Origin of the sequence: Glutamicibacter sp. B1, from assembly GCF_039602135.1 — a bacterium.
Taxonomy (GTDB): Bacteria; Actinomycetota; Actinomycetes; order Actinomycetales; family Micrococcaceae; genus Glutamicibacter; species Glutamicibacter ectropisis.
The window spans coordinates 766,028-789,873 of the sequence record NZ_CP125942.1 but is presented as its reverse complement, the minus strand read 5'-3'; the positions used below and the strand labels follow the sequence as shown (position 1 = coordinate 789,873).

Genomic DNA, 23,846 nt, shown 5'->3' with positions numbered 1-23,846 from the left:
AACTTGCTCGCCCTTGTGAATAATTCAGGCGCTTCTACAATTGAAGTATGGACGTACCTTCAGCCCAGTTGTACTTCCCCGGTTCGCCGGCACCAGATTCGAACGCGCGCAGAAGGTTTCGCGCGCTAGCCCGATCTGCACCATGGTTGAGCACCTCACTCAAATTCGAGATTGATATTCCCGAGGAATACAGTCAGCCTCAGCGAAACTTGACCGGTTCGGTCACCGTCAAAATTCGTCAGCGTGAAGCCATCGCGGTTCACAATGAATCAGGCGAGCTCGTTTTTCAGAAGGAAACCTTCAGCGCTCAGCGCAGTCGTGATTACCTCGCTGCAACCAGCGCATCATGGAAATTACCCTCCACCTTGCTCACGCCCGTCTATACCAGCGACCAGTTAATTCTTCGCCGCCCCGAAATCGCCGGCTTCGACGGTTTGCTACCCCTGGACTATTGGGCAACAGTCTTAGATCCCGTAGAAATTGCCGGCACTGAGCCCGCAGCCTTAGACCTGGCTTTTGACCATCCCACCTATATCCATGAGCTCAGCGACATCGTGCATGAGGGCCGACAGGCAATTGCGGCTGTACTGAGCGCTGGATATTCATATCAGGCTTCACAGGCCAACTTCAGGCTCGTCCCCGCCGATACCCGCACGTTGGTAGTCCTGGATCTGAGCACCGGGGTCTGTCTGCTGCGACAGGCGCTCTCCGGTGCTAGCTCCGTGCTTGCCGCTCCTGACCTCAGACTGCGGATCTTGGCTCAAGATGAGTACTACATCAATTCACACTTCCAGCGAGAACACTGGTTAGACCAGCCTGTAGTTCGCTCATAGTCCGCACGAGCAATTCCCCCGGATGAGATGTTCTGCTTCCTTGGCTCTAATCCTTAAAATTTCTGGCTGCTGTGGTTTCGGCGATGGGGCGCCGAGACCACAGCAGCCAGTTCTGCTTGAGACGGTTAGCGCAGCGTCGGTGAATCAAGCATTTCGGTCACCAATGCGGCGATGGCTGAACGCTCGGAACGTGTCAGCGTCACATGGCCAAACAGTGAGTGGCCCTTGAGCTGCTCCACTACCGCGGCAATGCCGTCATGGCGGCCCACGTGCAGGTTATCTCGCTGGGCCACGTCGTGGGTGAGCACGACCTTGGAGTTCTGACCGATACGCGAAAGCACGGTGAGCAGGACATTGCGTTCCAGGGACTGAGCCTCATCAACGATGACAAACGAGTCATGCAGGGAGCGTCCACGAATGTGGGTCAATGGTAAGACTTCCAGCATTCCGCGTTCAAGCACTTCATCGATGGCGTTCTTCGACACGATGGATCCCAACGTATCGAAAACTGCCTGCGCCCAGGGACCCATCTTTTCACCTTCAGAACCTGGCAGGTAGCCAAGCTCTTGGCCACCCACTGCGTACAACGGGCGGAACACGGTGATCTTACGGTGCTCACGGCGCTCTAGCACCGCCTCCATACCGGCACACAAGGCCAGCGCAGACTTACCGGTACCGGCGTTGCCACCGAGCGAAACGATGCCTACCGAAGGATCCATCAAAAGGTCCAAGGCAATTCGCTGCTCCGCGCTACGACCGTGCAAGCCAAAGGCTTGCTGATCTCCACGCACCAACTTCAACGTCGTGTCATCGGTTTTTCTCGCTAGTGCACTGCCGCGCGGTGAGGTGATCACAAAGCCGGTGTTGATGGGAGCCTCGGCCGCTGCTGGCAAGTTTGAGAGGTGTTCACGCTCGTACAGCGTTGACATTGCTTCCTCATCAAGTTCCAGCTGCTGGATTCCGGTCCAGCCGGTGGAGGTGATCAACTCGTTGCGATAGACCTCGGCATGGATTCCCATTGCCGACGCCTTGATACGCATGGGAAGATCCTTGGTCACCAGCGCGACGTCCAGTCCGGAGTCCAGCAAATGTTTAGCGACGGCGAGGATTCGAGCGTCATTATCTCCCGAGCGCATGCCCACTGGAAGGACTTCAGGAGCAATGTTGTTCAGTTCAATGCGTAGTGTGCCACCCACTGATGAAACCGGAACGGCTTGGGCTAGTCCTCCGTGACTAGCGATCAGGTCATCTAACAGTCGCAGTGCCTGACGGGCAAAATACCCGAGATCAGGATCCTTACGTTTGTATTCCAGCTCGGTGACCACGGTCAGTGGAATCACCACATGATGCTCTTCAAAGTGGAACATCGCTTTCGGATCTGAAAGCAATACCGAGGTATCAATGACGTAGGTTCGTACGTCCTGTTCGGCAGTTCGGCTCATGGCAGCGCACCCAATCTCGAATCCGGCGTGGGGACTCTCCCCACGCGTTTGTGGGGAAGCCCAACACCGGATGTCCAAGGCGTGTCCGGTAGCTGTACCGGCCGGCGCTGCTTTTGGTCATCTAGTGCGGAACCCTTCGATCAGCTGGGGCTTGTTGCCCCGGCCTTATGATCACCATAGACCTTGCAAGGTCACCAGTAAGCAACGTCTGGGTAACGATTATTTAAACTCTGTTCGTCGTCGCAGAATCTAGGCACCAAACCGGCGTTGACGATCCGCGAAGTCACGCAAGGCACGTAAAAAATCTACGCGGCGGAAGTCAGGCCATAGCGCTTCGCAGAAATAAAACTCCGAATAGGCACTCTGCCAGGTCAAGAACCCGCTCAGGCGCTGCTCACCGCTGGTACGGATGACCAAGTCGGGGTCAGGCTGTCCTTTGGTGTACAGCGCCGATTCAATGTCATCGGTGGAAAGATTCTGCGCGAGCTCTTCGATGGTTCGCCCATCCTGAGCCGCCTGTCCCAAAAGAGCTTTAAAAGCATCCAGAATTTCCCGGCGACCACCATAACCAATGGCCACGTTGACGTGCACACCGGTACGGTTCTTGGTCACGGCTTCCAAGGTTGCTAATTTCTGAGCTAGCTCCTCTGGGAGCAGATCCTTGGCGCCAACCTGTTGGACCTTCACCCGGTTGGTTTCGCCCAAGCGGTCTAGAGTTCCGCCGATGACTTCTAAAAGATCGCGCAGCTCGCTGGCCTCACGGTTGAGGTTATCGGTGGAGAGCATATAGAGCGTGACCATCTTGATGTTCAGGTCTTCACACCAGTCCAAGAAGTCGAGAATCTTGTCTGCCCCGGCTTGATGTCCGGCCATGGTTGGAGAGCCAGCAAGTTTGGCCCAGCGACGATTACCATCAACCATCACTCCGATATGGTGCGGAAGCTTATCGGCAGGAAGTGACTTCGCCAAGCGCCGTTCGTAGTAACGGTACGCGAGGTTGGGAAGCTGCACTGCGGCACTGCCTTTCAATCGGATCCAAAAAGTCTAGGATCTAAATCTATCGCGAATCCCCCGGCCCTTTGCTGATCTAACGGCCCCGCAACGAAAATACTGGGCTATTCTCAGTTTCATTCTCCGCTTGAGATGTCATTTTTCTGAAGTAGCTCCAGTAAGTTCTCGATACCTTTAACGGGCATCTGGCACAGTTCTTCGCGGCATGGCTGAATTTTTAGCGTCTCTGCGTCGCCAGATAACTCCGGCGAATACTTAACGTTCATTCCCAGCGCCCAGCCGAGTTTGCGAACACGTTGAGCTTCGGAGGAATCCCAAGAACTCAATGATAGATAATGCACCGCAGAGGAAATCATGACCTGCACTTCCAAGGCTGTGGCCACCTGAGTCGCAGCTTCGGAAGCTAGCGCCACCGCATGGGACGAAAGCTTTCGCGCAGTTTCGAGCTCTTGAGCATGAGACTCACCGTAATTACCTTCAGCCATGCCCGCCATCGCACGCATGGCTAAGGCCTTGGCGTACAGTGCCCCAGCCGCCGGCAGGGCATCGTCGAGCACGCTGACCGCCGCCACATCACTGCGCTGGGCAGAAATCCGCGCATCAACTTCAACCGCATCTCGCGGCGCTCCCGTAACTGGATCGATGAAATCTTTGGCTCGTTCAAGCAATAAGCTCGCGCGTTGTTCCCAGATCGTCTCACCGGTGGCTTGCTTCAAGGACAAGAAAGCTACGGCCAAAGCAGCATAATCCTGCAATGTGCCTTCATTACCGGTGGCCGGCTGGCCGGCAAAACTCACCCGCCCCAGGCGGTTCTTGGTTTCATCCCAATGGCTGTCCCACAAAGAAGTCGCCACGCTTGTTGCTAGTTCCAGTGCACTTGGTTCGTCCAACAACATCGCTGCATCACACAGTGCTTCGATTGCTAATCCATTCCACCCGGCGATGACCTTTTCATCACGGGTTGGACGGATGCGTGAACTGCGCTGCTTGCGCAGGTTCGCCAGCAATTCATCAACCACCACTTGTTCCTGTGGATCTGGCATCCGGGCCAGGGAGAAGCAGTAGCATTCCGGGTCTTCGGCAATCGGTGCGAAACGGAGCAACCCTTCGGGCATCTTGGCCGTGAGTGAGCCCATAGCTTGAGCGATGTCATCACGGTTATAGCTGTAGTAGGCACCTTCAACCTGCACGCCGTCTCGAGTTGAATCTGCGTCGAGGGACGCAGCAAAAGCTTGCTGGGTGCCAGTTTCAACCAATAGTTCTTCACGCAGGAAGCTGATGATGCCACGGGCGCTGCGTGAACTTAGATCCGCCAGTTGCTGAGCACGCTGCGCCGATTCCCTTTCAGGGTGGCTGGCAATTTCACTGGCTAAGACACTGCTGCGCGCTGCCAAGGAAAGTAGCCCAGCGTTGTCATAGAGCATCTTTTCGAAATGCGGTACCGCCCAGTGTTCGTCAACGCAGTACCGCGCGAAACCACCATCGATGTGGTCATGCAACCCGCCGAGGAACATGGCTTCCACGGTAGTTGCCAGGGCGTCGAAGGCGTCCTGGGCCGTGTTTGGGAGGGTGAACACCGAGTGCCAGAGTGTCTCCAGCGCCCATGTGGGAGGGAATTTCGGAGCGGGGGTCAGTCCGCCCTCGTCTTTGGTACTAGCGATCCAATGCTTGGTGGCCGCGGCTAGCGCCGTGTGTGCCGGTTGTGTGGAGTCCAAGGTGAGCAGAGCGCTTTGCCTACCACCAAGTTCTGCCATATGGTCAGCAAGCATTTTTGCCTGCTCTTCAAGGCCTGCGCGTCGCGTTTCCCACGCTTCGTGGACTGCTTGCAGCACTTGGCTAAATCCTGGGGTGCGTCCCCGAGGTTCTTTAGGGTAGTACGTTCCCGCGTGGATGGTGCGCCCATCAGGCAAGGTAAAGATGGTCATGGGCCACCCACCGGTACCGGTCAAGGCTTGGGTGGCCATCATGTAGGTGTCATCCACCAAGGGTTGTTCTTCGCGGTCCACTTTGATGGCCACAAAATTCTCATTGAGCATCTGCGCGATCTGCGGATCGTCAAATGACTCGTGGCTCATGACATGGCACCAGTGGCAGGCGGCATATCCGATGGATAGCATCACCGGAACATCCCGCAGCCGAGCCTGTTCAAAGGCCTCGTCCCCATAGGGGAACCAGTCGACTAGTTGATGCGCATGTTGTCTGAGGTATTGGCTGGCAGCGCCAGCAAGTCGTTGAGCCACGCCTTCATGCTATCGCGTGGCTCACACGAAACTTACCGAGTCTCGTCGGTCTTCGGGTCTACTGGCCCTTCAGGTTCTTGCAGCTTGCGCTGTTCACCCTTAGTGACCATGTCCTGCTGTTTGGCTTCTGCTTCCGAGGTGTAGCGCACGCGGCGCACACGACGGACCATGTCACGGATCAGGAAAATCACGGCAACAACCATGGCCGCGGTGAAAATGAAGCCAAGGAATCCGGGACCGTAATCACTACTGGTCTCCGTGCCCAACTTGGTGGTCTGAGAAACTACGGCCAAGGACGCGAAGATCGTACTCACGATGTACAGACAACTCTTTTCTAGAACGAGGAAGTGCTTTTAACTATCTTAGTCCGGCAAAGAGGTCCGACTCGGGCAGATCGGTAGCTACCTTGGAGGAGATCAAGGTGTAATCCTCCCAAGGCCAGTGTTCTGCGTAGACGTGCTCGGGCACGGCAAAGAAGAAACCTTCCGGGTCAATCTGGGTTCGGTGAGCCAGCAATGCCTGATCACGCTGCGAAAAAAAGTCCGCGCAGTGAATCTGGGTGGTGGTGGTATGTGGCGAAACCCACTTGAACATCTGGTTATCTTCATCGGCTTCCCACTGCGCTACGCGCTCGGCATACGGTGAATCGTAGCCAGCTTCAATCATGGCGTAGTGCAGGGCGCGGAAGCGATCAGGGGCAAAAGCTCGGTCATAGTACAGCTTGCCCACCGACCATGGCTGTCCCAGTTCGGGGTACATCTGTGGGTTGTCAGCGTGCTCAAAAGCGAAGGTCGCCACCTTGTGGCTGTGGATATGATCCGGGTGTGGGTAGCCACCATTCTCGTCGTAGGTCGTAATGACGTGCGGACGGAATTCACGGATCAGTTTGATCAGGCCAGCTGCGGCAACTTCGACCGGCTGCAGGGCGAAGGCGCCGAAAGGCAGGTCAGGAAGTGGGTCACCTTCTGGGAGTCCCGAATCTACATAGCCCAACCAACGGTGCTTGATGCCCAGCACCGCAGCTGCTTCAGCCATTTCGGTACGACGCACCCCGGCCAGATCGCGGTGTGCGTGGGCCAGCTCGCCGGCTGCCGCGTTGAGAATGTCTCCACGCTCACCACCGGTGCAGGATACAACCATCACTTCTGCGCCAGCGTCGACGTAGGCAGCCATGGTGGCGGCACCCTTTGAAGATTCATCATCTGGGTGCGCGTGAATAGCCATGAGCCGAAGACCCTGCGAGGGGGCAATTTTCTTCACGTCGTGAATCTCCACTTATCTACTTTCCTTCGCCACGATGTTGAACGGTCGATCTTGAGAAAACCGTTCACCATTGTTATTAACTGCTACCCCACTGCCGGTTATTCCCATGTGTGCTCAAGCGCTAAACTTGTTGAAGGAACCAACGTACGGCATTCCCAGTTCAACTGCCGCCCAGGCATAGAGAGTGGTGCAAGACAAATAATGTCTGATCCAAGCTTAACGGCTCGCTACAACAACCCCAAGAAACGTAGCCTGACTAAATCCACACGCAATTGGCTCATCGCTTCAGCCATCACCCTTGGCGTGGCCGGTGCCGCCTACATTGGGTTTAACAACTACAGCGCTATTACCGCTCAGGATCTACATTATGAGGTCGTGTCGCCGACCTTGACCAAGACGAAAATTGCGGTGGAGTACAACGCCAAGGATCGTGTCCAGTGCGATATTCGTGCAATGAACGAGTCCAAGGCCGTGGTTGGGTACAAGACCATCTTGCTTGATCCGGGAGAGGCCACCGGGCTGATCAAACAGCAGATCGATGTTGACCTTCACACCGATAACCTTGCGGTCACTTCTGGCGTGGAATCCTGCTACGAAGTTCCACAGGACTATAAAGGGTAATATTTCAGCCCGTTCATTCCCTATTAGCTGAATCTATTGGGCTTAAAGCGTTTTGGCGACTACTATCGTTGAAAAGATACGTTTCGCCCCGCATCCGCGATTGGTTCAGGTTTGCTCCGGACCATGACGCTGGCGGGGTCTTTGCTTGCACCAACAGAACAGCGTAAGCCCCTAGATCCGTACCGAATCCGACTTCGTCGACGCCACCGTTCAGGTGGCGTTCGGCTTTGAGGGACTCTTTGCAGTTCTTCAGGCTACGACGTAGTCCCAATTGACCAAAGGAAGTACAACGTGAGCACCAACAGCAACGAACCTGTCGTTTGGCTGACTCAGGAAGCCTACGACCGGCTCCAGAACGAATTGACCTTCCTCTCAGGCCCCGGACGCGCCGAGATCGTTGCCCGTATCGAGCAGGCCCGTTCCGAAGGTGACTTGAAGGAGAACGGTGGCTACCACGCCGCCCGTGAAGAGCAGGGCAAGGCAGAAGCCCGCATCCTTTACTTGAAGGACCTGCTGCGTCGAGCCGACGTTGGCGAAGCTCCAGCCGATGATGGAGTGGTAGAACCAGGCATGCTGGTGACCGCAAACATCGCTGGTGACAAGACCACTTTCCTCTTCGGTTCCCGCGAAGTTGCTGGCGACACCGATTTGGAAGTTTACTCGGAGCAGTCACCTATTGGCGTCGCCGTGCACGGTGCCAAGGTGGGCGACAAGCTTTCCTATGTGGCCCCAAATGGCCGCGACATCAAGGTTGAAATCATTTCAGCTAAGCCATACGAAGCTTCCTAATACAGCTTTAAGGCATAAAGTCCTCGCCGGTACCAACCCAAAAAGTTGGTACCGGCGAGGACTTTTTTCATGCTTTTTTAGGCGACGGACCCGCCAGCGTTATTGGTGATCTGTGGGTCAAAGCCTTCAGCTCGAAGGTTGTTAAGCACCGTCTTGGAGTGCTCGTGTCCCTTAGTTTCCAGATCGATGGTGATGGCCACATCCCCCATGGACAGGGAGCCACCGATGCGTGTGTGATCCAAACGGGTCACGTTCGCATCTGAATCGGCGATGATCCGTGAAATCTGTGCCAGAGCACCAGGACGGTCAGGAAGCATCATGCGAACGGTCAAGAATCGTCCGGCAGCAGATAGACCACGCTGGATAACCTTGAGCATCAGCAGTGGATCAATGTTTCCACCTGAAAGGATGACCGCGGTGGTCGCTGGGTTGATCCCATGCTCTTCGAGACGGTTTTCCAAGAGGGCAGCGACGCCCACGGCACCGGCTGGTTCAACAACTAGTTTGTTGCGTTCCAAGAGCACCACCAGCGCACGTGCCAGTGCATCTTCAGACACGGTCACCACATCGTCAACCAGTTCCTTGATGATGGTGAAAGGAAGCTGACCTGGCTTACCAACAGCGATGCCATCGGCAATGGTGTGTACGGTGTCCAAGGGTACCAAGGCGTCGGCTGCTAGGGACGGTGGGTAGGCGGCAGCGTTTTCAGCCTGCACACCAATGACCTTGATCTCGCGGCCCATTTGGCGGGCTTTTTCTTTCAGCGCGATAGCGACACCGGCGAGCAGTCCGCCACCGCCCACACCCATGAGCACCGTGTCGACTTCGGGGAGCTGTTCTAGCAGTTCCAGGCCGATGGTTCCCTGGCCCGCGATGATGTCGGGGTGATCGAAGGGGTGCACAAAGACTGCGCCGGTTTCATCGGCGTAGCGCTGGGCTTCAGCCAGTGCCTCGTCAACGGTGTCACCAAAGAGCACTACTTCTGCACCGTGATCACGGGTCGCGGTGAGCTTAGGAAGAGCAACGCCGCGTGGCATATAGATGCGTGCCTTGATGCCGAGCTGACTGGAGGCTTGGGCGACGCCTTGGGCGTGGTTACCGGCCGAGGCTGCGACTACTCCCCGAGCTTTTTCTTCCGCACTGAGTTTGGACATGCGCACGTAGGCGCCACGGACTTTGAAGGATCCGGCACGCTGCATGTTTTCGCATTTGAGGAAGACTTCAGAACCCAGATGACGTGAGAGGACCCGCGAATGTTCAACGGGAGTCAATGCAATGACGGGTTTCAGGACCTGTGCAGCTGACTCGATATCTGCCAAGGTGACTGGCAACGTAGTTTCTGTGGTCATGGGTTAGTCCTCATCTGCTGTTTTCTCCGGTTGCCGGTTCTCCGGCGAAGTGTGTGGTTCTGGGTCGCTTGGGGTGGCTGGAGACGGCTGCGGTGGACCCGTTGTGGTTCCCGGTGGGGAAGTTTGAATGCCGTAGTGTTGGAGCACAAATTCGTCGGTTTCCCAAGCCCTGCCGGAGAGGTATTTAGCCACTGAGTTCAGTACTGCCAGCATTGGTACCGCGAAGAGTGCGCCAGGGATTCCAGCGAGCATGGTGCCTCCGGCGACGGCAAGGACGACGGCCAGCGGATGCAGGCTGACGGCTTTACCCATGATCAGCGGTTGAAGAATATTGGATTCTGCCTGCTGGACGATGAGCACTACTGCCAGCATGATCAACGCGTTGACCCAGCCATTGGCAACCAGTGCAAGCAATACGGCCAGGGCGCCGGTAATCAGCGCACCGACCACTGGGATAAATGATCCAAGGAATACCAATACGCCCAAGGGCATGGCCAGCGGGACCCCGAGGAAGAATGCGCCCAGTCCAATGCCGATGGCGTCGATAAAGGCCACGAGCATCTGGACCCTGACGTAGCTGACCAGGGAGGCCCATCCACGAGTTAGCGCACCATCCATGGCCGGACGGGCACGGCGTGGCAGCAGGTTGACCAAAAACAGTCCGATTTTGCGGCCATCAAGCAGGAGGAAGATCAAGACGAAGAGGGCAAGCAGTGTTCCGGTGAGGAACTGTCCAATGAAGGACGTCCAACTGATTGCTTCGCTCAGAATGCTGGTAGCGTTGCCGCGCAGTTGTACCAGAGCATCGTCTAGTACCCCTTGCAGGTCATCGTTGGTTAGTTTCAGTGGACCGTTGAACAGCCAGTCTTGGACCTGTTGAATACCAAAGAGAGCTTGGCTCCAAAGAGCTGTGAACCCGGCGGATAAGCGTTGTCCGGCCAGGGAGAGACCGGCAATGACTAACACTAGGAATCCGATGAGCGTAATGCCTACTGCGAGTCCTCTGGGGACGGCAAGCTTGCGGTTCAACGCATTGACCACCGGTGAGAGCAGTCCGGAAAGTAGGGCCGCGACAAGGACCGGGATTACCAAGAGGGACACCTTGGACAGTGCCCAAACCAGCACTCCCAACGCCGCGACGATAATCAGGAATCGCCATGCCCAGCTGGCCGCAAGACGTACGGCGTAGGGCATATCTTCCGCGCTCTTGAAGTCTAGGGCTTCGGTGCGAGCAGCGGCAGGCTTTTCTTCCGTCCTGCCCGGAAGGGAGACGCGAATACGTCGCAAACGATCCAACCGGCTGTTCTTCATGCAACTACGCTATCGCGTTTGATTCCCCACGACTGGATCCATGTCGGAATTGTGACAAAAAACAAGGAGCAGTGCCCGATTTGGGCACTGCTCCTAATTTTCTACTTCAATATGTTTAGTCGTCGCCACGCAAGATGGCCAGAATGCGCAGGATCTCGGTGTACAACCAGATCAGGGTTACCGTGAGGCCGAAGGCACCGCGCCAAGCCATGATCGCCGGAGCACCCTGGTTGGAGAGTTCTTCGATCATGGTGAAGTCAGAAACCAGTGCGTAGGTGGCCAGCAAGACGGCCACAACACCGATAACTAGGCCAAGTACGCCGTCACGCATACCGAACATTCCGCCGATGACACCGGTCATCATCAGGACCATGTTCAGCAGAGAGAAGACAACTAGACCGATCATGCCGACCATGAAGATCTTGTTCAGCTTTGGAGTCATACGGTACTTACCCGAGCGGTATAGCGCCAGGGTTACGCCGGCGACACAGAAGGTAGCCAGAACTGCCTGGATGGCGATGCCCTGCATTCCTTCGCGCGATTCCAAGAAACCGGAAAGTCCGCCAAGGAAAAGACCCTGCGCTGCGGAGTACAGCAGAATCAGCACTGGCGATGGGCGCTTCTTGAAGACGTTGACCAAACCGAGAACAAAACCGACCAGCGCTCCTGGAAGCATCAGTGCTGGAATATTCCAACCTACCGCTGCACCAATAACCACAAGGGCGAGGCAGAAGACGGTCTTATTGATCGTGTCACCGATGGTCATGCGGCCCATGTCGGCACCGGTAGCAGCAGGCTGCTGGTACATGTCCTGCAGCTGGTCGGCGCTCATATTGGCATTGTCACGGAAGCCGACTGGGCTTCCGGGCTTGGTTCCCCAAGCCTCGGATTGGCTACTTGAACCAAATACCGGGTTGCTCAACGTCATTCCCCCATAGGTTGCGATTGTGCAGCTCGCGGTGTGCGAGAGTTCGTTGCTGTTAATCCTATTGAGCCATACTGTGAATTCACTCAGTCGGAAGGATGATATTGGCTGAATTATCGGGGAAAAACTACTCTCTGAGCGATATTCTTGAAACTTTTGCCAAGCCGACACTTCGCGCGCCATCGGATGTGGTCTTTTCGTTCCCCCACTTGTTGTGGAGTACTGCTTTTAGTAACGCTGAAAGCATCTGAGATCCGTACTTCCCCGGAAGTTGGAGAAAGCAAGAAACAAAGTATCGGTGCTTGCAATGGGACTCGAACTTGTTGCGACTATACGTTTAGCCCGAATTCTAGGGTTCTTAGCTACCATGGTCGGCAATGCCTCACCGGAATTCAGTCGCGAATAAGCCCACTTCGTTCCATGAACTATATTCGAAATCGGACGTAGCCGAAGGCTGCATGCCACATCTTTTGATTCTGGAGCCAGGTTAAGCAGATGCTCCGAAATTTAAGACTTACTCTCAATAAACACTTGCCTAATGCCGTGGCTAAAGGCGGAGCTCGTCGACAATAACTCGTCAACCCTATCCTTGAAGTCTTTCCCACCGGGAACCTTCAAGAGGCAGATGCTCAAGCTGAGTATCATGACATACATTGATTTCGGATGAGCATTTCGCTTCTCACGCTTATAAGTGTTTGGAAACTTTGGAGTATTAGTGGTCGGCCGCATCCAGAGCCTCGAATGGTGCGCAACTAAGTTACGTAGGGTATGCGCTGCCACCAGATATTCATGAATCATTTGGTGTGGGGTCTCGATCGCCGAGCTCACGAGTTTCCACATGAATTCGTCTTCTTCCGAAACTCGGCGAGCGTGGCGAATCATTCGGACCAAAGTTCCGAACGAAATTGAGTCAATGACGGACCAGATAGGCAACCCACTAACAAGCTCGTCAATCTTTGCCATCGAATCCCCCGACGCATACTCCCCTCTGCCAGATATATGTTCTACGATGTAAGGCTCTTTGCTCCGTATTACCTGGCGCAGAACTGCTTCATGTATCGGCTGGTCCAACTCGTCACGAGCATATGTAGATGCAACATGATAGCTATTGACCGATTCGTGCGTAGCGCAATAACTATCCACGAACGCCGCCCTCAAGCGCCATTCCAGCATGCGGAGGCCCTCGAATAGTAAGCAAGACAACTCTTGATCGAGACGTACAACTTCGATCAATTCACTGATAGATGCAGATGAGAAGCCTTTGACTTCGCGTCGCATCTTCCGAAAATTTCGAGCGTAGCCCAGGAAGTAATGGAAGTTGATGGATTCCAGGAAGGCTTGCTCATCGCGAGCCAAAGCCACCTCATCGAAGTATTCCCGCTCGATCAAATACCTCACACGTTGAGGGAAATCCAGATAAGGGATTGAGTCGCCAGTCACAGAGTAATTCTAAGCTTAAAAAGAGGACCCCCTCTGATGCGCGGTACTCAAGTAATTTTAGAGCCCTAAGCGGAGGGGGGACTGTTGATAAAAACTATAGACACTTGCCCATCTGCTATGCAAATCACGATTGATCACACCGATTCGATCGCTAACCGCAATAACACAAAGTCAGAGCTAATAAAGACTCCCCTGCAACAACATTTCCTATTGCAAGAATTACAGTCACTTAATTCGCTTTAACTCACGTATCTCTGGAATCTCAGTTTTCTAACGAAACTCTCGACTGCCTTTCCACAATGAACTTCATCAATTCATGTATCACCGGGAAATCTAAGGCAGTGACACCCAAAAGTAGGCGTCATCACTATATTGCTCATTGATGAATTCCAGCTTTGTCCAAGAACCATTCGAACCTGCCACCCAGTGAATTGGGGCTGAAGAAGTTCTGTCCCGTCTCACTAAAAGGCAGGTAGTCCATTCCAATCTGCTGGATCCGCCCGCCTCGCCAACGACCTACAACATGGGCCAAAAACGGTTGACCGTGAACCCGGGAACGATTGCGTCGTAATCTTGAGGGCGCCTAAAAGCTGGGATATGCCGTGCCTTGGCAACCTGCCAGTTACTCATCTAAAACTACGATCTTGCCGAGGATGCGCCTCATCTCAGTAGTCAGCTCGACCTGATTCCTCTTGATGGATTTCCCGAACCTGCCGCACTGACGCCATGCCCTCGTAGATTTTGGTCGCATAACAGTCACGACGACAGCCGCCGGAATAGAGCAGGCCGCCCGATGCGTAGTCTGCAGAGCGAGATCCCCGCAAGATCTTCCAATGTTTCCATTTCTTCGTACCTGTTTACGTCGGTTTGGAAGCACTGCGTTCCAGTTCATACTGGGTCAAGCTCGATGGCCATAGATGCCGACGTTCCTAGGATGGTTCTACTCCATTTACGGCATACGGCAGTGAGCGACGACGTAAACGTGAATGCGGTTCAAAGTTTTCTGGAACATAGCACGGAGTCAGTAACTTTCAACGTCTTCGCCGAGCTGTTTGATGTCAATCTGGTCGGCGTGGCGATGGATTTTTGACTCTTCATCGCGGTCGAATATGCTCGAATTCTGGGCAAACGGCTAATTCCGCAAACAGCAAAGGCCGCTACTTCCTTGTGTTTACAAGGAAGTAGCGGCCTCGGCATCTGTGCCCCCAGTGGGACTCGAACCCACAAGCCTTTCGGCAGCTGATTTTAAGTCAGCCGTGTATGCCAATTCCACCATGGGGGCAAGACTCTCAAATCTTACGTGATCGGGAAAGCAAATAAGAAATCCGCTATCAACAAGTGTACGAGGGGCCGAAAAATTCGGCCCCTCGACACCTAGTCGATCATCGAAGTCTTGCGCCTACTTCTTTGGCTTTGCAGACTCTTCGAAAGCAGTGCGTGGTGCTTCAAGGTTGTTCAGCTGCAGACCATCGCGCTTGAAGAACAGCGCAACCAGCCAGTCGCCAACAACGCGGAACTTGCGCTCGAAGGTTGGCATGGCCATACCGTGGTAACCGCGGTGTGCCATCCATGCTGGCCAGCCCTTGAGCTTGATGCCAACAACCTTGGCAACACCCTTGTTGCGGCCAAAACCAGCAACTGCGCCGAGGTTCTTGTGCTTGTATTCCTTGATGGTGCCAACGCCGTAGCGGGCAGCGTAAAGGTTCTTTGCCAAGAGCTTTGCCTGGCGAACAGCGTGCTGTGCGTTAGGAACGCAGGTACCGTCTGGCAAGCCACCGGTAACGTCCTTGACAGCCGAGATATCGCCGGCTGCCCAGGCGCCCTCGAGGGCATCGCCATTGGCATCCTTGACGCGAAGGTCGGTGCGGGTCTCAATACGACCGCGGGCCTCGATTGGGAAGTCGGTGGAGCGAACCATTGGGTTAGCCATAACACCGGCACACCAGATCAGGGTGTCTGCGCCGAATTCGCCGGCTGGGGACTTGTCAGCCATGTTGATCAGTTCGAGGTTGCCATCCACTGCGCTGTTCAGCGAGGTGTTCAGCAGTACCTCTACGCCACGGCTACGCAGGTGCTCAACAACCCACTCGGCCTGTTCCTCGGTAACTTCTGGCATGATGCGGCCCATAGCCTCAACGAGAACGAAGCGAGCTTCCTTCTCATCAATGCGGTCATTGAGCTTGATCAGGTCACGAGCCATGTCTTCGAGCTCGGCGATGGTTTCGATGCCGGCGAAGCCGCCACCAACAACCACGAAGGTCAGTGCGCGCTTGCGAGCCACTGGGTCAGTCATGTTCGAAGCGGACTCGATGCGCTCGGCAACCTTGTTGCGCAGGGCGACGGCCTCTTCGATGGTCTTCAGGCCAATGCCGGTTTCTGCAAGACCGGTGATTGGGAAGGTACGGGTGATCGCACCAGCCGACATAACAACGTCGGTGTATTCCAGCTCGAACTGCTCGCCATTGTTCGGAGCAATTACAGCCTTCTTGTTGGCGTGATCGATGCTCAGCACACGGCCGTTAACAAGCTCGGAGTGCTTCAGGTGCTGGCGGTGGGAAACCACTACGTGGCGTGGTTCAATCTGGCCACCTGCAACTTCTGGCAAGAATGGCTGGTAAGTCATGTAAGGGTTTGGGTCAACAACGGTGACGATGCCACCGTGAGCCTTGACCTTCTTCTGCAACTTCATCGCGACGTAAAGGCCAACATAGCCACCGCCAACGATAAGAATGCGCGGACGCTTCTGGGAGGATTCAATGATCGACATACTCTTGATTCTACGCGGATTTTCCGAGTTAGTGAAAACATTCACTAACTATTTACGTCAGGTATGTCACGCAGAGCTCACCGCCAAGAATATGACTGTGAATTTAGGAGATAACACCCCGTATCGCTGACAGGTTGGAAAACCAAAAACAAGGGCGAAACCCGTAGGTTTCGCCCTTGTCTCATCTTGAATTATTGAACTTGGAATTATTGCTCTTCTTCAGGAATGTCGTCGAAGAGATCATGATCGCCGGCACTCTTGCCAACCTTCAATGAGCTCAACGAAGCTGACGCCGCGCTGGCTGCCAGTCGTTCGCGTCGACGACGCAACAGGGTCTGTGTGCTGCCCAAAACAATCACCAACACCAACAGCACCCCTGACCCAATAATCAGCAGTGGCTGAAGGGCCGGCGTTGATTGGTCTGGTGCAATAGGCTCAGGAGCCGTCACTTGTTTGAGGTCCGACTTTTCCATCGATACACCCGGTGCTGGGGCTTCGGTGGACTTGGTGGTGTTCCGCCGGTGGACCCGAATCCATTCTTCAATGGTTCCTAGCGGGTTTTCTGACACCGACGGTACGTCGTTGTTCACGGCTGCTTCGGCATTGATGATGCCGTAGCCGTAGAGGTTGTCGACTCCCGTAGCTCCAGTGTCACGCGCAGTCTTTAAGATCCGGTTGATGACGTCCGGTGCTTTGAGATCCGGATACTTCGAACGAATCAACGCAGCTACACCAGCTACCAATGGAGCGGCACCGGAGGTACCAGACCAGCGGGCATAACCGTCATCAGGCAGGCCACCGACCAACTGTTCGGCTGGGGCAGCAACACCGATGGAAATGCCTTCCGTAGATGAATCCTGCGAGGCTTTTCCGCTTTCATCAACGCCGGCCACGGTCAGAACACCTGGGATGGTCGCTGGAGCGCCCACCTGGCTCATGCCACCGGAGCGGTTACCGGCCGCAGCCACAATCACCACGTCATGGTCCTCTGCGTACTTGAACGCCTCGTCCCAACTCTCAGGCCAGGCTGGGCTGGTAGAACCCAGAGACATGTTGATGACCTTGGCGCCTGAATCGACGGCCCACTTCACGGCACGAGGAATCTGGTCTTCCACCGGAATGTTCGCTGGGTTTCCCTCACCCATCCACAGTGAGACAGACAGCAGCTGAGCAGCCGGAGCTACGCCGAGCACGCCGTCACTTCCACCGGTGAGTTTTGGAACGTCCTCGTACTCGGGTTCTTTAGGAATCTCGACGTCTTCTTCGTCGTCTTTTTTCTCTTCGTTCTTCTTCTCGGCTTCGGCTTTAGCTTTTTCCCAAGCAGCCTTGAGACGCTCATTCTCAGACTTAACCCGGTTAATCTCGCCCTTATTGTTGCCACGTCCCGCGAGCAAAGTTGCGACCAACGTGCCGTGTTCACTCATGACACCAATGGGCTTATTGCCGCCAGATTCACCGGCACCGGACATGTCAGCTCCGCCAACCACGGCCCCCTTGAGGTCCGGGTGAGAGGTATCGATACCGGTGTCAATGATCGCTACTTTTACGCCTTCACCCTTGGTGCTCTGTTGAGCTTGGGTGACGCCGAGAGAGTCTAACCAGTACTCCGACTCACGCATGGTGTCTGCATGAGCCGGGGTGACGACATTGAGCATGGCCAATGCGAGTATCGCAACGACAAACAATGAGCCGTATCGTTTCAGGCCCATCGCTTTCTTAGCGCGCAGAGCTGTGCTCAAAGAATCTCCTTGGTCGGTTCCGAATAAACGGACTAGGCGTTAACAGCTGCAGTAGCAGCGATTCCGTCGAGAATATCGTGTTCCGATGCAATTAGTCGCATCGGGCGATGTCCGCTAGAAGTCTCCAAGTAATGAAGGATGCGCTGAACGATTGCTGCACCGGCACGGATGACATCCACTCGGCCTGGGTGCATGAAGCCTAAAGCTGCGCGTTCATCACGCGAATAGGAGAGCATGGCGTCAGTTGCTTCTCGCATTTGATCAAAGCTCAACTGCGCACCATGAATCTTTTCAGATTCATATTTCTCCAAGCCCAAGGCCTGGGCGGTCAACGTGGTGAAAGTTCCTGCCACCATGACTACCGCGTCAACGTCAGCGACGTCGACAACTCCATTCAAAGACTGCAGTGCATCATCCATGAACGCCACGGCTTCCGGTGAGTCCAAACCCTGCTCGTGGAACCGTTCGGTGACTCGCACGCAACCCATATCGAGGCTCTTTGCTGCCACCGGACCTGACGCATTGCCCAGAACAAACTCGGTGGAGCCTCCCCCGAGATCAATGACCAGGCTGTAGCCCGGCTGACCAGCCCGGACCGAAGCCGCACCGTTGAAGGACAGCGATGCTTCTTCATCTCCGCTGATCACTTCCGGCGCAACACCGATGATCTTGGTGATTTCTTCGGCAAAAACATCACGGTTGGACACATCGCGCGCTGCGGATGTTGCCACAAAACGGATGGCCTGCACCTGGTGGTCATCGCACAAGGCACGGTACTCGCGAGCTGCCGCAAAGGTACGTTCCAAGGCTTCTGGGGCGAAGGCGCCCGTTGCGTCGACACCTTGGCCAAGTCGGACCACGCGCATGGTGCGCAGCACGTCAACAAGGTGGGTTCCATTCTCATCCTGCTGCACATCGGCAATCAGAAGACGAATGGAGTTTGTTCCGCAATCAATTCCAGCGACGCGCATTAGGCATCATCCTGGGCGGAACGTTCTTCTGCTTCGCGCGCTGCACGCTTGGCTGCACGTTCGGCACGCTTGGCTGCAGGATCCTGCATTTCCTGGGTCTTGACGTGACGGGAACGATCACGGCTCGGGGCCTCAGATTCGGTATCCCACGCACCAACGCAGTAGCACTTGTCCTTGGTCCACCACTCAGAAATAGCATCCACCGCTTCATCACCCAATGGATTAACACCCTCACCGGCGGCCAGCGAGTGACCCACCAGAACGTGCAGGCACTTCACACGAGTCGGCATACCGCCAGCGGAGACACCAGCAATTTCAGGGACCGCTCCGGTGCCGGAGCGCTGCCCGATCGCATCGCGGTTTGCTAGGTAGGCTTCGTGGGCAGCCACATAGGCCCCAGCCAGCTCGGAGTCTTCACCCAAACGCTCGTTCATCTCGTTCATCAGTCCGGCAGCTTCCAGACGCGAGACAGCTGCAGTGATGACCGGATGGGTCAGGTAGTAGGTGGTTGGGAAGGGAATTCCCGAGGAAAGTCGTGGCGCGGTAGTGGCAACCAAAGGATTTCCGCAAACGCAGCGAGCGCCGATTTCCACCACGTCGCGTGCGGGTCGGTTCAGCTGTCGGGACAGGGTGTCCAAGTCGGCTTCACTAGGTACTCGTCCGGCAGCGTCAAGGGCTTCGCGGATTGGCTGTTCAGTCACGGGTATTAGATCTCTTCATGTTCAATGTGGTTAGTCAGTGGCGGAACGTTTCACCGAGTCAAGCAACGCATCGACCCATGGAAGTTCTTGGCGCACTTCAAAAGTACTGCCATTACCTTCGGTGTCGGTATCGCTATCTTTCGGCCGGTCCCCCACGACCATGTAAAGTTTTTCGCCAGGCATGACCAAGTTTATCCGCTCACGGGCTTGCTGTTTGATGTACAGCGGGTCATCCCAACGGGCAATCTCAGCTTTCAGATCGTCTCGTCTGGCTTCCAAAGAATCAATGGAAGCGTTGAGCTCATTAATCTCAATCATCTGAGTTCGGTAGTAATTCACCGTTGGCACCAGCATCACGGCGAAGAACGCGAGCACCACGATCAACGCGGCGATACGACCGGAAAAACGGTGTGCTGCTACCGGTTCACCCTCGGGTGTTGGTTTCTGGTCGACCGGCTTTTCCCCGGGCTTGCGGCGTACCGCTGCCGAGAACTTTAGGCGGTCATCGCGACGGCGTTCGTTTTGTTTTTCCTTAGCTCGTTCACGCAGTGGTGTCTTTGGTTTAGAAGCATAATTGCCGGCAAATTTTTTCGGCTCGCGTGACGTATCTGACGCTGAGGAATTCTGTGCTGCAGGCTTGGGAGTTGGGCTGGAAGTGCTCTTTTTCGTGGCGCCAGCAGACTTAGGGCGCGGAACAGCGGGAGCCTTTTTAGCTGGGGGTTGCGGTGCCACTACATGCAATGCATCGGTGGGTGGTTCTACAACTGAACCAGTCTCCTGATATTCGGACTGGTCAACAGGATTATTCTGCGACTGCTCTTCCGGATTCGGAGTATTACGCCGAGGCATGCGTGGTGGTCGCTGTGCCATACTCCCCCAATTCCCCATAGTGCTCTGCGTGCCGTACTGCCGTGGAAACGGCGCATATCTCCATTAAATAACGAAAAGCTCGCCGGTATCCACTACCGACGAGCTTATTCGCTATAACTGGAAATTAGCTGTTGAAACGCGGGAAAGCGTTGCGACCAGCGTAAACTGCCGAAGCACCCAGGTCTTCTTCGATACGCAGCAGCTGGTTGTACTTAGCTACGCGCTCGGAGCGGGCTGGAGCACCGGTCTTGATCTGACCAGCGTTGGTGGCCACGCAGATGTCAGCAATGGTGACGTCTTCGGTTTCACCCGAACGGTGCGAGGTGATGGTGGTGTAGCCAGCGCGCTGAGCCATGGTCACAGCGTCGATGGTCTCGGTCAGCGAACCAATCTGGTTGACCTTCACCAGCAGCGAGTTAGCGGTGCCCTTGGCAATGCCGTCAGCCAGGCGCTCAGGGTTGGTCACGAACAGGTCGTCACCGACCAGCTGAACCTTGTCGCCAATGGCGTCGGTCAGGGTCTTCCAGCCATCCCAGTCGTTCTCGTCCAGTGGATCCTCGATGGATACCAGTGGGAAGTCAGCAACCAGGTCAGCGTAGTAGTCGCTCATTTCCTTGGCGGACAGTGCCTTACCTTCGAACTGGTAAGCACCGTTCTCGAAGAACTCCGAGGACGCAACGTCCAGTGCCAAAGCGATGTCTTCGCCTGGGGTGTAGCCAGCGCGCTTGATAGCTTCGGTGATCAGTTCCAGAGCTGCACGGTTGCTTGGCAGGTTTGGAGCGAAGCCACCCTCGTCGCCAAGACCGGTGGACAGGCCCTTTTCCTTCAGTACGGACTTGAGGTTGTGGTACACCTCAACGCCCCAGCGCAGGCCCTCGGAGAAGGTGTCTGCACCCAGTGGAACAATCATGAATTCCTGGATGTCAACGTCGGAGTCAGCGTGGGAGCCGCCGTTGAGGATGTTCATCAGTGGCACCGGCAGTACGTGAGCGTTCGGGCCGCCGAGGTACTTGTACAGTGGCAGGTTGGAGCTCACAGCAGCAGCGTTAGCCACAGCCAGGGAGACACCGAGGATAGCGTTTGCGCCCAGCTTGGACTTGTTGCTGGTGCCGTCCAGGTCAAGCATGGCCTGATCGATAGCGCGCTGGTCGGTAGCGTCCAGGCCTTCGAGCTCGTCAGCGATCTCCTCGATCACAGACTCAACTGCGCCAAGTACACCCTTACCAAGGTAACGATCCTTGTCACCGTCGCGACGCTCTACCGCTTCGAACTGACCGGTGGAGGCACCGGATGGAACTGCTGCACGGCCGTGCGATCCGTCAGAGAGCAGGACCTCAACCTCAACGGTTGGGTTACCACGGGAATCAAGAATTTCGCGCGCGTGAATGGCGTCAATCAATGCCATGAGTATGGACTCCTTGTAGAAAAGGGGTGGTCTAGGGGAAGGTCCGCCAGCGGTGCTGAAAAGACCGTCGGCGCCTTTGCCAGTCTCTAGCCTATCGCTTCGAAGGTGATTTAGGCGATATCGTTGCGTCGAATTCCGCCTCGTACTGTTTCGACAATGTTGCGCGCAAAACAGATTCTGCATCTAAGCCGAGTTCTTCTGCCCGCGCAGAGACCTCTAAGAGCGCGGCAGCCAACGACTGCTCATCAGTAATTTTCTGACGCATTACCTCGGAAACCTGATGGCTCTCGGCCTTATCAGAGCCGGCTCGGGTGTGACGGTCTAACAGTTTCTGGGCCAAGGTCAACGATGGCAATCCGGCGGGTAATCCAGCATTTTTTCGCACCTTGGGTTTGCCCTCACGCTCGGCTTGTTTGGCCGCGTCCCAGAGTCGAATAATTTCATCTACATCCGTGGTGATCTCATCACGGATGTGACCTTGATCGTCAAAGACGTGCCGGTTGCGGCGCAACAATTTTTCATTCAGCGTCTGGGAGACGTCTTCAATATCAAATTGCTCCTGCTCCGCAGCGATCTGCGCATGCAACAGGACTTGGAAGTACAAGTCCCCGAGTTCTTCCTTCAGCAGTTCGGGGTTCTGCTCAGAGATCGCGTCCAGGACCTCATAGCTTTCTTCGATCAGATAGGTCCGCAAGGATTCGTGGGTGAGCGCTTGGGTCCACGCGCACTTTTCCCGCAGGATCTTTACCGTGGTGCTCAATTGCTGCGTGGGTGTTGGGTTCTGAGCCATGCTCCCATGCTAGCGAAGCGAGCCACTAGCCCGTACAAGCATTGAAGACCGGATCCCATTGAGGGATCCGGCCTTCAGGAGCGAAGGTTTAGCGACGCTGGGTACTAGTCGGCGACGTTTTCGTATTCGTCTTCTTCGTAGTCCTCGTCATCCTCATCGTCGAGCAGGCTGTCGTAGTAATCATTGATGTACTCAACAAGTAGCTCACGCATTTCCAAAGGAACGAAGGCAGCTTCCGCAGCGTTCAGCGTCAGGTCCAGCAGGTCTTCGAGGTCATAGTCGAAAGCCTCGACCAGCAACTCGAATTCATCGGACAGGCTGGTACCGGACATCAGACGGTTATCTGGCGAAATCGTCACGTTGAACCCGGTCTGAACCAACAGGTCAATCGGGTGGTTGCGGATACCTTGGCCAAACTTGGCGGTGGCGCCGGTCTGCAGGTTGGACGATGGGCATACTTCCAACGGGATACCGCGTTCGCGAACCCAGTTGGCCACTGGGCCTAGGGATACTAATCCGGTATCTTCGCTGAGTTCTTCGCCATTTTCATCAATGGCACCGAACTCAATCTCGATGTCTTCAGCAACTCGTACGCCGTGACCCAAACGCTGGGCACGGCCCACCAGCAGTGCGTCCTTGATGGAATCCAGACCGGCTGCTTCACCGGCGTGGACGGTGGTTGGGAAGAGGTTTTCGGCCAGCAGGTCGAATGCTTCCTTCATGTTCGAGGCTGGGAAGCCCTCTTCAGGTCCGGCGATGTCGAAACCGACAACACCGTGACCGCGGTGACGCAAGGCCAGTTTGGCGATTTCTACGCCTTGGTCGGATTGACGCATGGCACTAAGTACCTGGCCGACCTGCATTGGGTGGCCTTCGCTGTTGAGCAGTTCGCAAGCCTGGTCTAGGCCTTCCTGAACGGCGTCAACTACGTCATCCAGGCTCAGACCTTCGCGAAGGTGCTGTTCTGGCGCGTAGCGGACTTCACCGTAGATCACACCGTCTTCTGCGAGGTCTTCAACAAACTCACGGGCCACGCGGATCAGCGCGTCACGGGTCTGCATCACCGCGATGGTGTGTTCAAAGGTTTCTAGGTAGCGTGGCAAAGAGCCGGAGTCGGCGGATTCTTGGAACCAGTCGCCCAAAGCTTCAGCTTCGGTCTCGGGCAGCTTGTGGCCAATTTCGGCTGCCAGTTCGATGATCGTTTGGGGACGCAAACCACCATCAAGGTGGTCATGGAGCGAAACTTTAGGCAGATCTCGGAAGTCGAATTCGGGATCGTAATCAGGATGAATCAATTCTTCAGTCACACCACTGAGCCTAGTCGCATTTTGGGCGAACGGACAGCTTCAGCAGGTAAAGATCTGCGAGCCACAATGTGA

At 55.4% G+C, this 23,846-nt stretch carries 20 protein-coding genes and 1 tRNA gene; 3 read left to right on the top strand and 18 right to left on the bottom strand.

Annotated features, from left to right (window positions below; translation table 11 throughout):
• The first annotated feature begins 47 nt into the window (after positions 1-47).
• Positions 48-833, top strand: a complete 786-nt coding sequence (locus QMQ05_RS03645; protein ID WP_345473085.1) for a hypothetical protein — start codon at positions 48-50, stop codon at positions 831-833.
• A 125-nt stretch (positions 834-958) separates the two neighbouring features.
• On the opposite strand, the gene QMQ05_RS03640 is transcribed toward QMQ05_RS03645, so the two are convergent.
• From QMQ05_RS03640 to mca, 5 genes are all read right to left on the bottom strand, one after another.
• Positions 959-2,275, bottom strand: a complete 1,317-nt coding sequence (locus QMQ05_RS03640; RefSeq protein ID WP_345473083.1) for a PhoH family protein — start codon at positions 2,273-2,275, stop codon at positions 959-961.
• Positions 2,276-2,524: 249 nt separating this feature from the next.
• Complete coding sequence (locus tag QMQ05_RS03635) at positions 2,525-3,286, bottom strand: isoprenyl transferase (protein WP_345474615.1); 762 nt, start codon at positions 3,284-3,286, stop codon at positions 2,525-2,527.
• Positions 3,287-3,402: 116 nt separating this feature from the next.
• Positions 3,403-5,526, bottom strand: coding sequence for a thioredoxin domain-containing protein (locus QMQ05_RS03630; RefSeq protein ID WP_345473081.1), 2,124 nt, complete (start codon positions 5,524-5,526; stop codon positions 3,403-3,405).
• Positions 5,527-5,558: 32 nt separating this feature from the next.
• Complete coding sequence (locus QMQ05_RS03625) at positions 5,559-5,840, bottom strand: hypothetical protein (protein ID WP_058255423.1); 282 nt, start codon at positions 5,838-5,840, stop codon at positions 5,559-5,561.
• Between the two features lie 43 nt (positions 5,841-5,883).
• A complete protein-coding gene (mca, locus tag QMQ05_RS03620; RefSeq protein ID WP_345474613.1) occupies positions 5,884-6,750 on the bottom strand; it encodes a mycothiol conjugate amidase Mca in 867 nt (288 codons plus the stop codon).
• A 240-nt stretch (positions 6,751-6,990) separates the two neighbouring features.
• Here mca and QMQ05_RS03615 point away from each other — a divergent pair, with 240 nt between their 5' ends.
• Both QMQ05_RS03615 and greA read left to right on the top strand, forming a co-directional pair.
• The gene (locus tag QMQ05_RS03615; RefSeq protein WP_334122202.1) at positions 6,991-7,410 is read left to right on the top strand and encodes a DUF4307 domain-containing protein; all 420 of its coding nucleotides are present in this window, start codon (positions 6,991-6,993) and stop codon (positions 7,408-7,410) included.
• 291 nt (positions 7,411-7,701) lie between these two features.
• Positions 7,702-8,199 carry a transcription elongation factor GreA gene (gene greA / locus QMQ05_RS03610; RefSeq protein WP_058255425.1) on the top strand — a complete coding sequence of 166 codons (498 nt, stop codon included), beginning with the start codon at positions 7,702-7,704 and terminating at the stop codon, positions 8,197-8,199.
• A 77-nt stretch (positions 8,200-8,276) separates the two neighbouring features.
• Here greA and ilvA read toward each other — a convergent pair whose 3' ends face one another.
• The 13 genes from ilvA to QMQ05_RS03545 form a co-directional block, all read right to left on the bottom strand.
• Positions 8,277-9,548, bottom strand: coding sequence for a threonine ammonia-lyase (gene ilvA / locus QMQ05_RS03605; RefSeq protein WP_334122201.1), 1,272 nt, complete (start codon positions 9,546-9,548; stop codon positions 8,277-8,279).
• A 3-nt stretch (positions 9,549-9,551) separates the two neighbouring features.
• The gene (locus QMQ05_RS03600; RefSeq protein ID WP_345473077.1) at positions 9,552-10,859 is read right to left on the bottom strand and encodes an AI-2E family transporter; all 1,308 of its coding nucleotides are present in this window, start codon (positions 10,857-10,859) and stop codon (positions 9,552-9,554) included.
• A gap of 115 nt (positions 10,860-10,974) precedes the next feature.
• The gene (locus QMQ05_RS03595) at positions 10,975-11,787 is read right to left on the bottom strand and encodes a Bax inhibitor-1/YccA family protein (protein WP_345473076.1); all 813 of its coding nucleotides are present in this window, start codon (positions 11,785-11,787) and stop codon (positions 10,975-10,977) included.
• Positions 11,788-12,291: 504 nt separating this feature from the next.
• A complete protein-coding gene (locus QMQ05_RS03590; RefSeq protein ID WP_345473075.1) occupies positions 12,292-13,224 on the bottom strand; it encodes an Abi family protein in 933 nt (310 codons plus the stop codon).
• Positions 13,225-14,424: 1,200 nt separating this feature from the next.
• Positions 14,425-14,506: transfer RNA gene (locus tag QMQ05_RS03585), tRNA-Leu, on the bottom strand.
• A 117-nt stretch (positions 14,507-14,623) separates the two neighbouring features.
• Positions 14,624-15,991, bottom strand: a complete 1,368-nt coding sequence (locus QMQ05_RS03580) for an NAD(P)/FAD-dependent oxidoreductase (RefSeq protein WP_345473074.1) — start codon at positions 15,989-15,991, stop codon at positions 14,624-14,626.
• A 206-nt stretch (positions 15,992-16,197) separates the two neighbouring features.
• Positions 16,198-17,730, bottom strand: coding sequence for a S8 family serine peptidase (locus tag QMQ05_RS03575; protein WP_434063168.1), 1,533 nt, complete (start codon positions 17,728-17,730; stop codon positions 16,198-16,200).
• Between the two features lie 32 nt (positions 17,731-17,762).
• Positions 17,763-18,701, bottom strand: coding sequence for a Ppx/GppA phosphatase family protein (locus QMQ05_RS03570; protein WP_345473072.1), 939 nt, complete (start codon positions 18,699-18,701; stop codon positions 17,763-17,765).
• A complete protein-coding gene (locus QMQ05_RS03565) occupies positions 18,701-19,402 on the bottom strand; it encodes a DUF501 domain-containing protein (protein ID WP_345473070.1) in 702 nt (233 codons plus the stop codon). Before QMQ05_RS03565 ends, QMQ05_RS03570 begins: the two co-directional genes overlap by 1 nt.
• A 30-nt stretch (positions 19,403-19,432) precedes the next feature.
• The gene (locus QMQ05_RS03560; RefSeq protein ID WP_334122195.1) at positions 19,433-20,272 is read right to left on the bottom strand and encodes a septum formation initiator family protein; all 840 of its coding nucleotides are present in this window, start codon (positions 20,270-20,272) and stop codon (positions 19,433-19,435) included.
• Between the two features lie 124 nt (positions 20,273-20,396).
• Positions 20,397-21,677, bottom strand: coding sequence for a phosphopyruvate hydratase (gene eno, locus QMQ05_RS03555; RefSeq protein WP_058255435.1), 1,281 nt, complete (start codon positions 21,675-21,677; stop codon positions 20,397-20,399).
• Between the two features lie 91 nt (positions 21,678-21,768).
• A complete protein-coding gene (locus QMQ05_RS03550; protein ID WP_345473066.1) occupies positions 21,769-22,467 on the bottom strand; it encodes a MazG nucleotide pyrophosphohydrolase domain-containing protein in 699 nt (232 codons plus the stop codon).
• A gap of 104 nt (positions 22,468-22,571) precedes the next feature.
• A complete protein-coding gene (locus tag QMQ05_RS03545) occupies positions 22,572-23,774 on the bottom strand; it encodes an adenosine deaminase (RefSeq protein WP_345473064.1) in 1,203 nt (400 codons plus the stop codon).
• Positions 23,775-23,846: the final 72 nt, after the last annotated feature.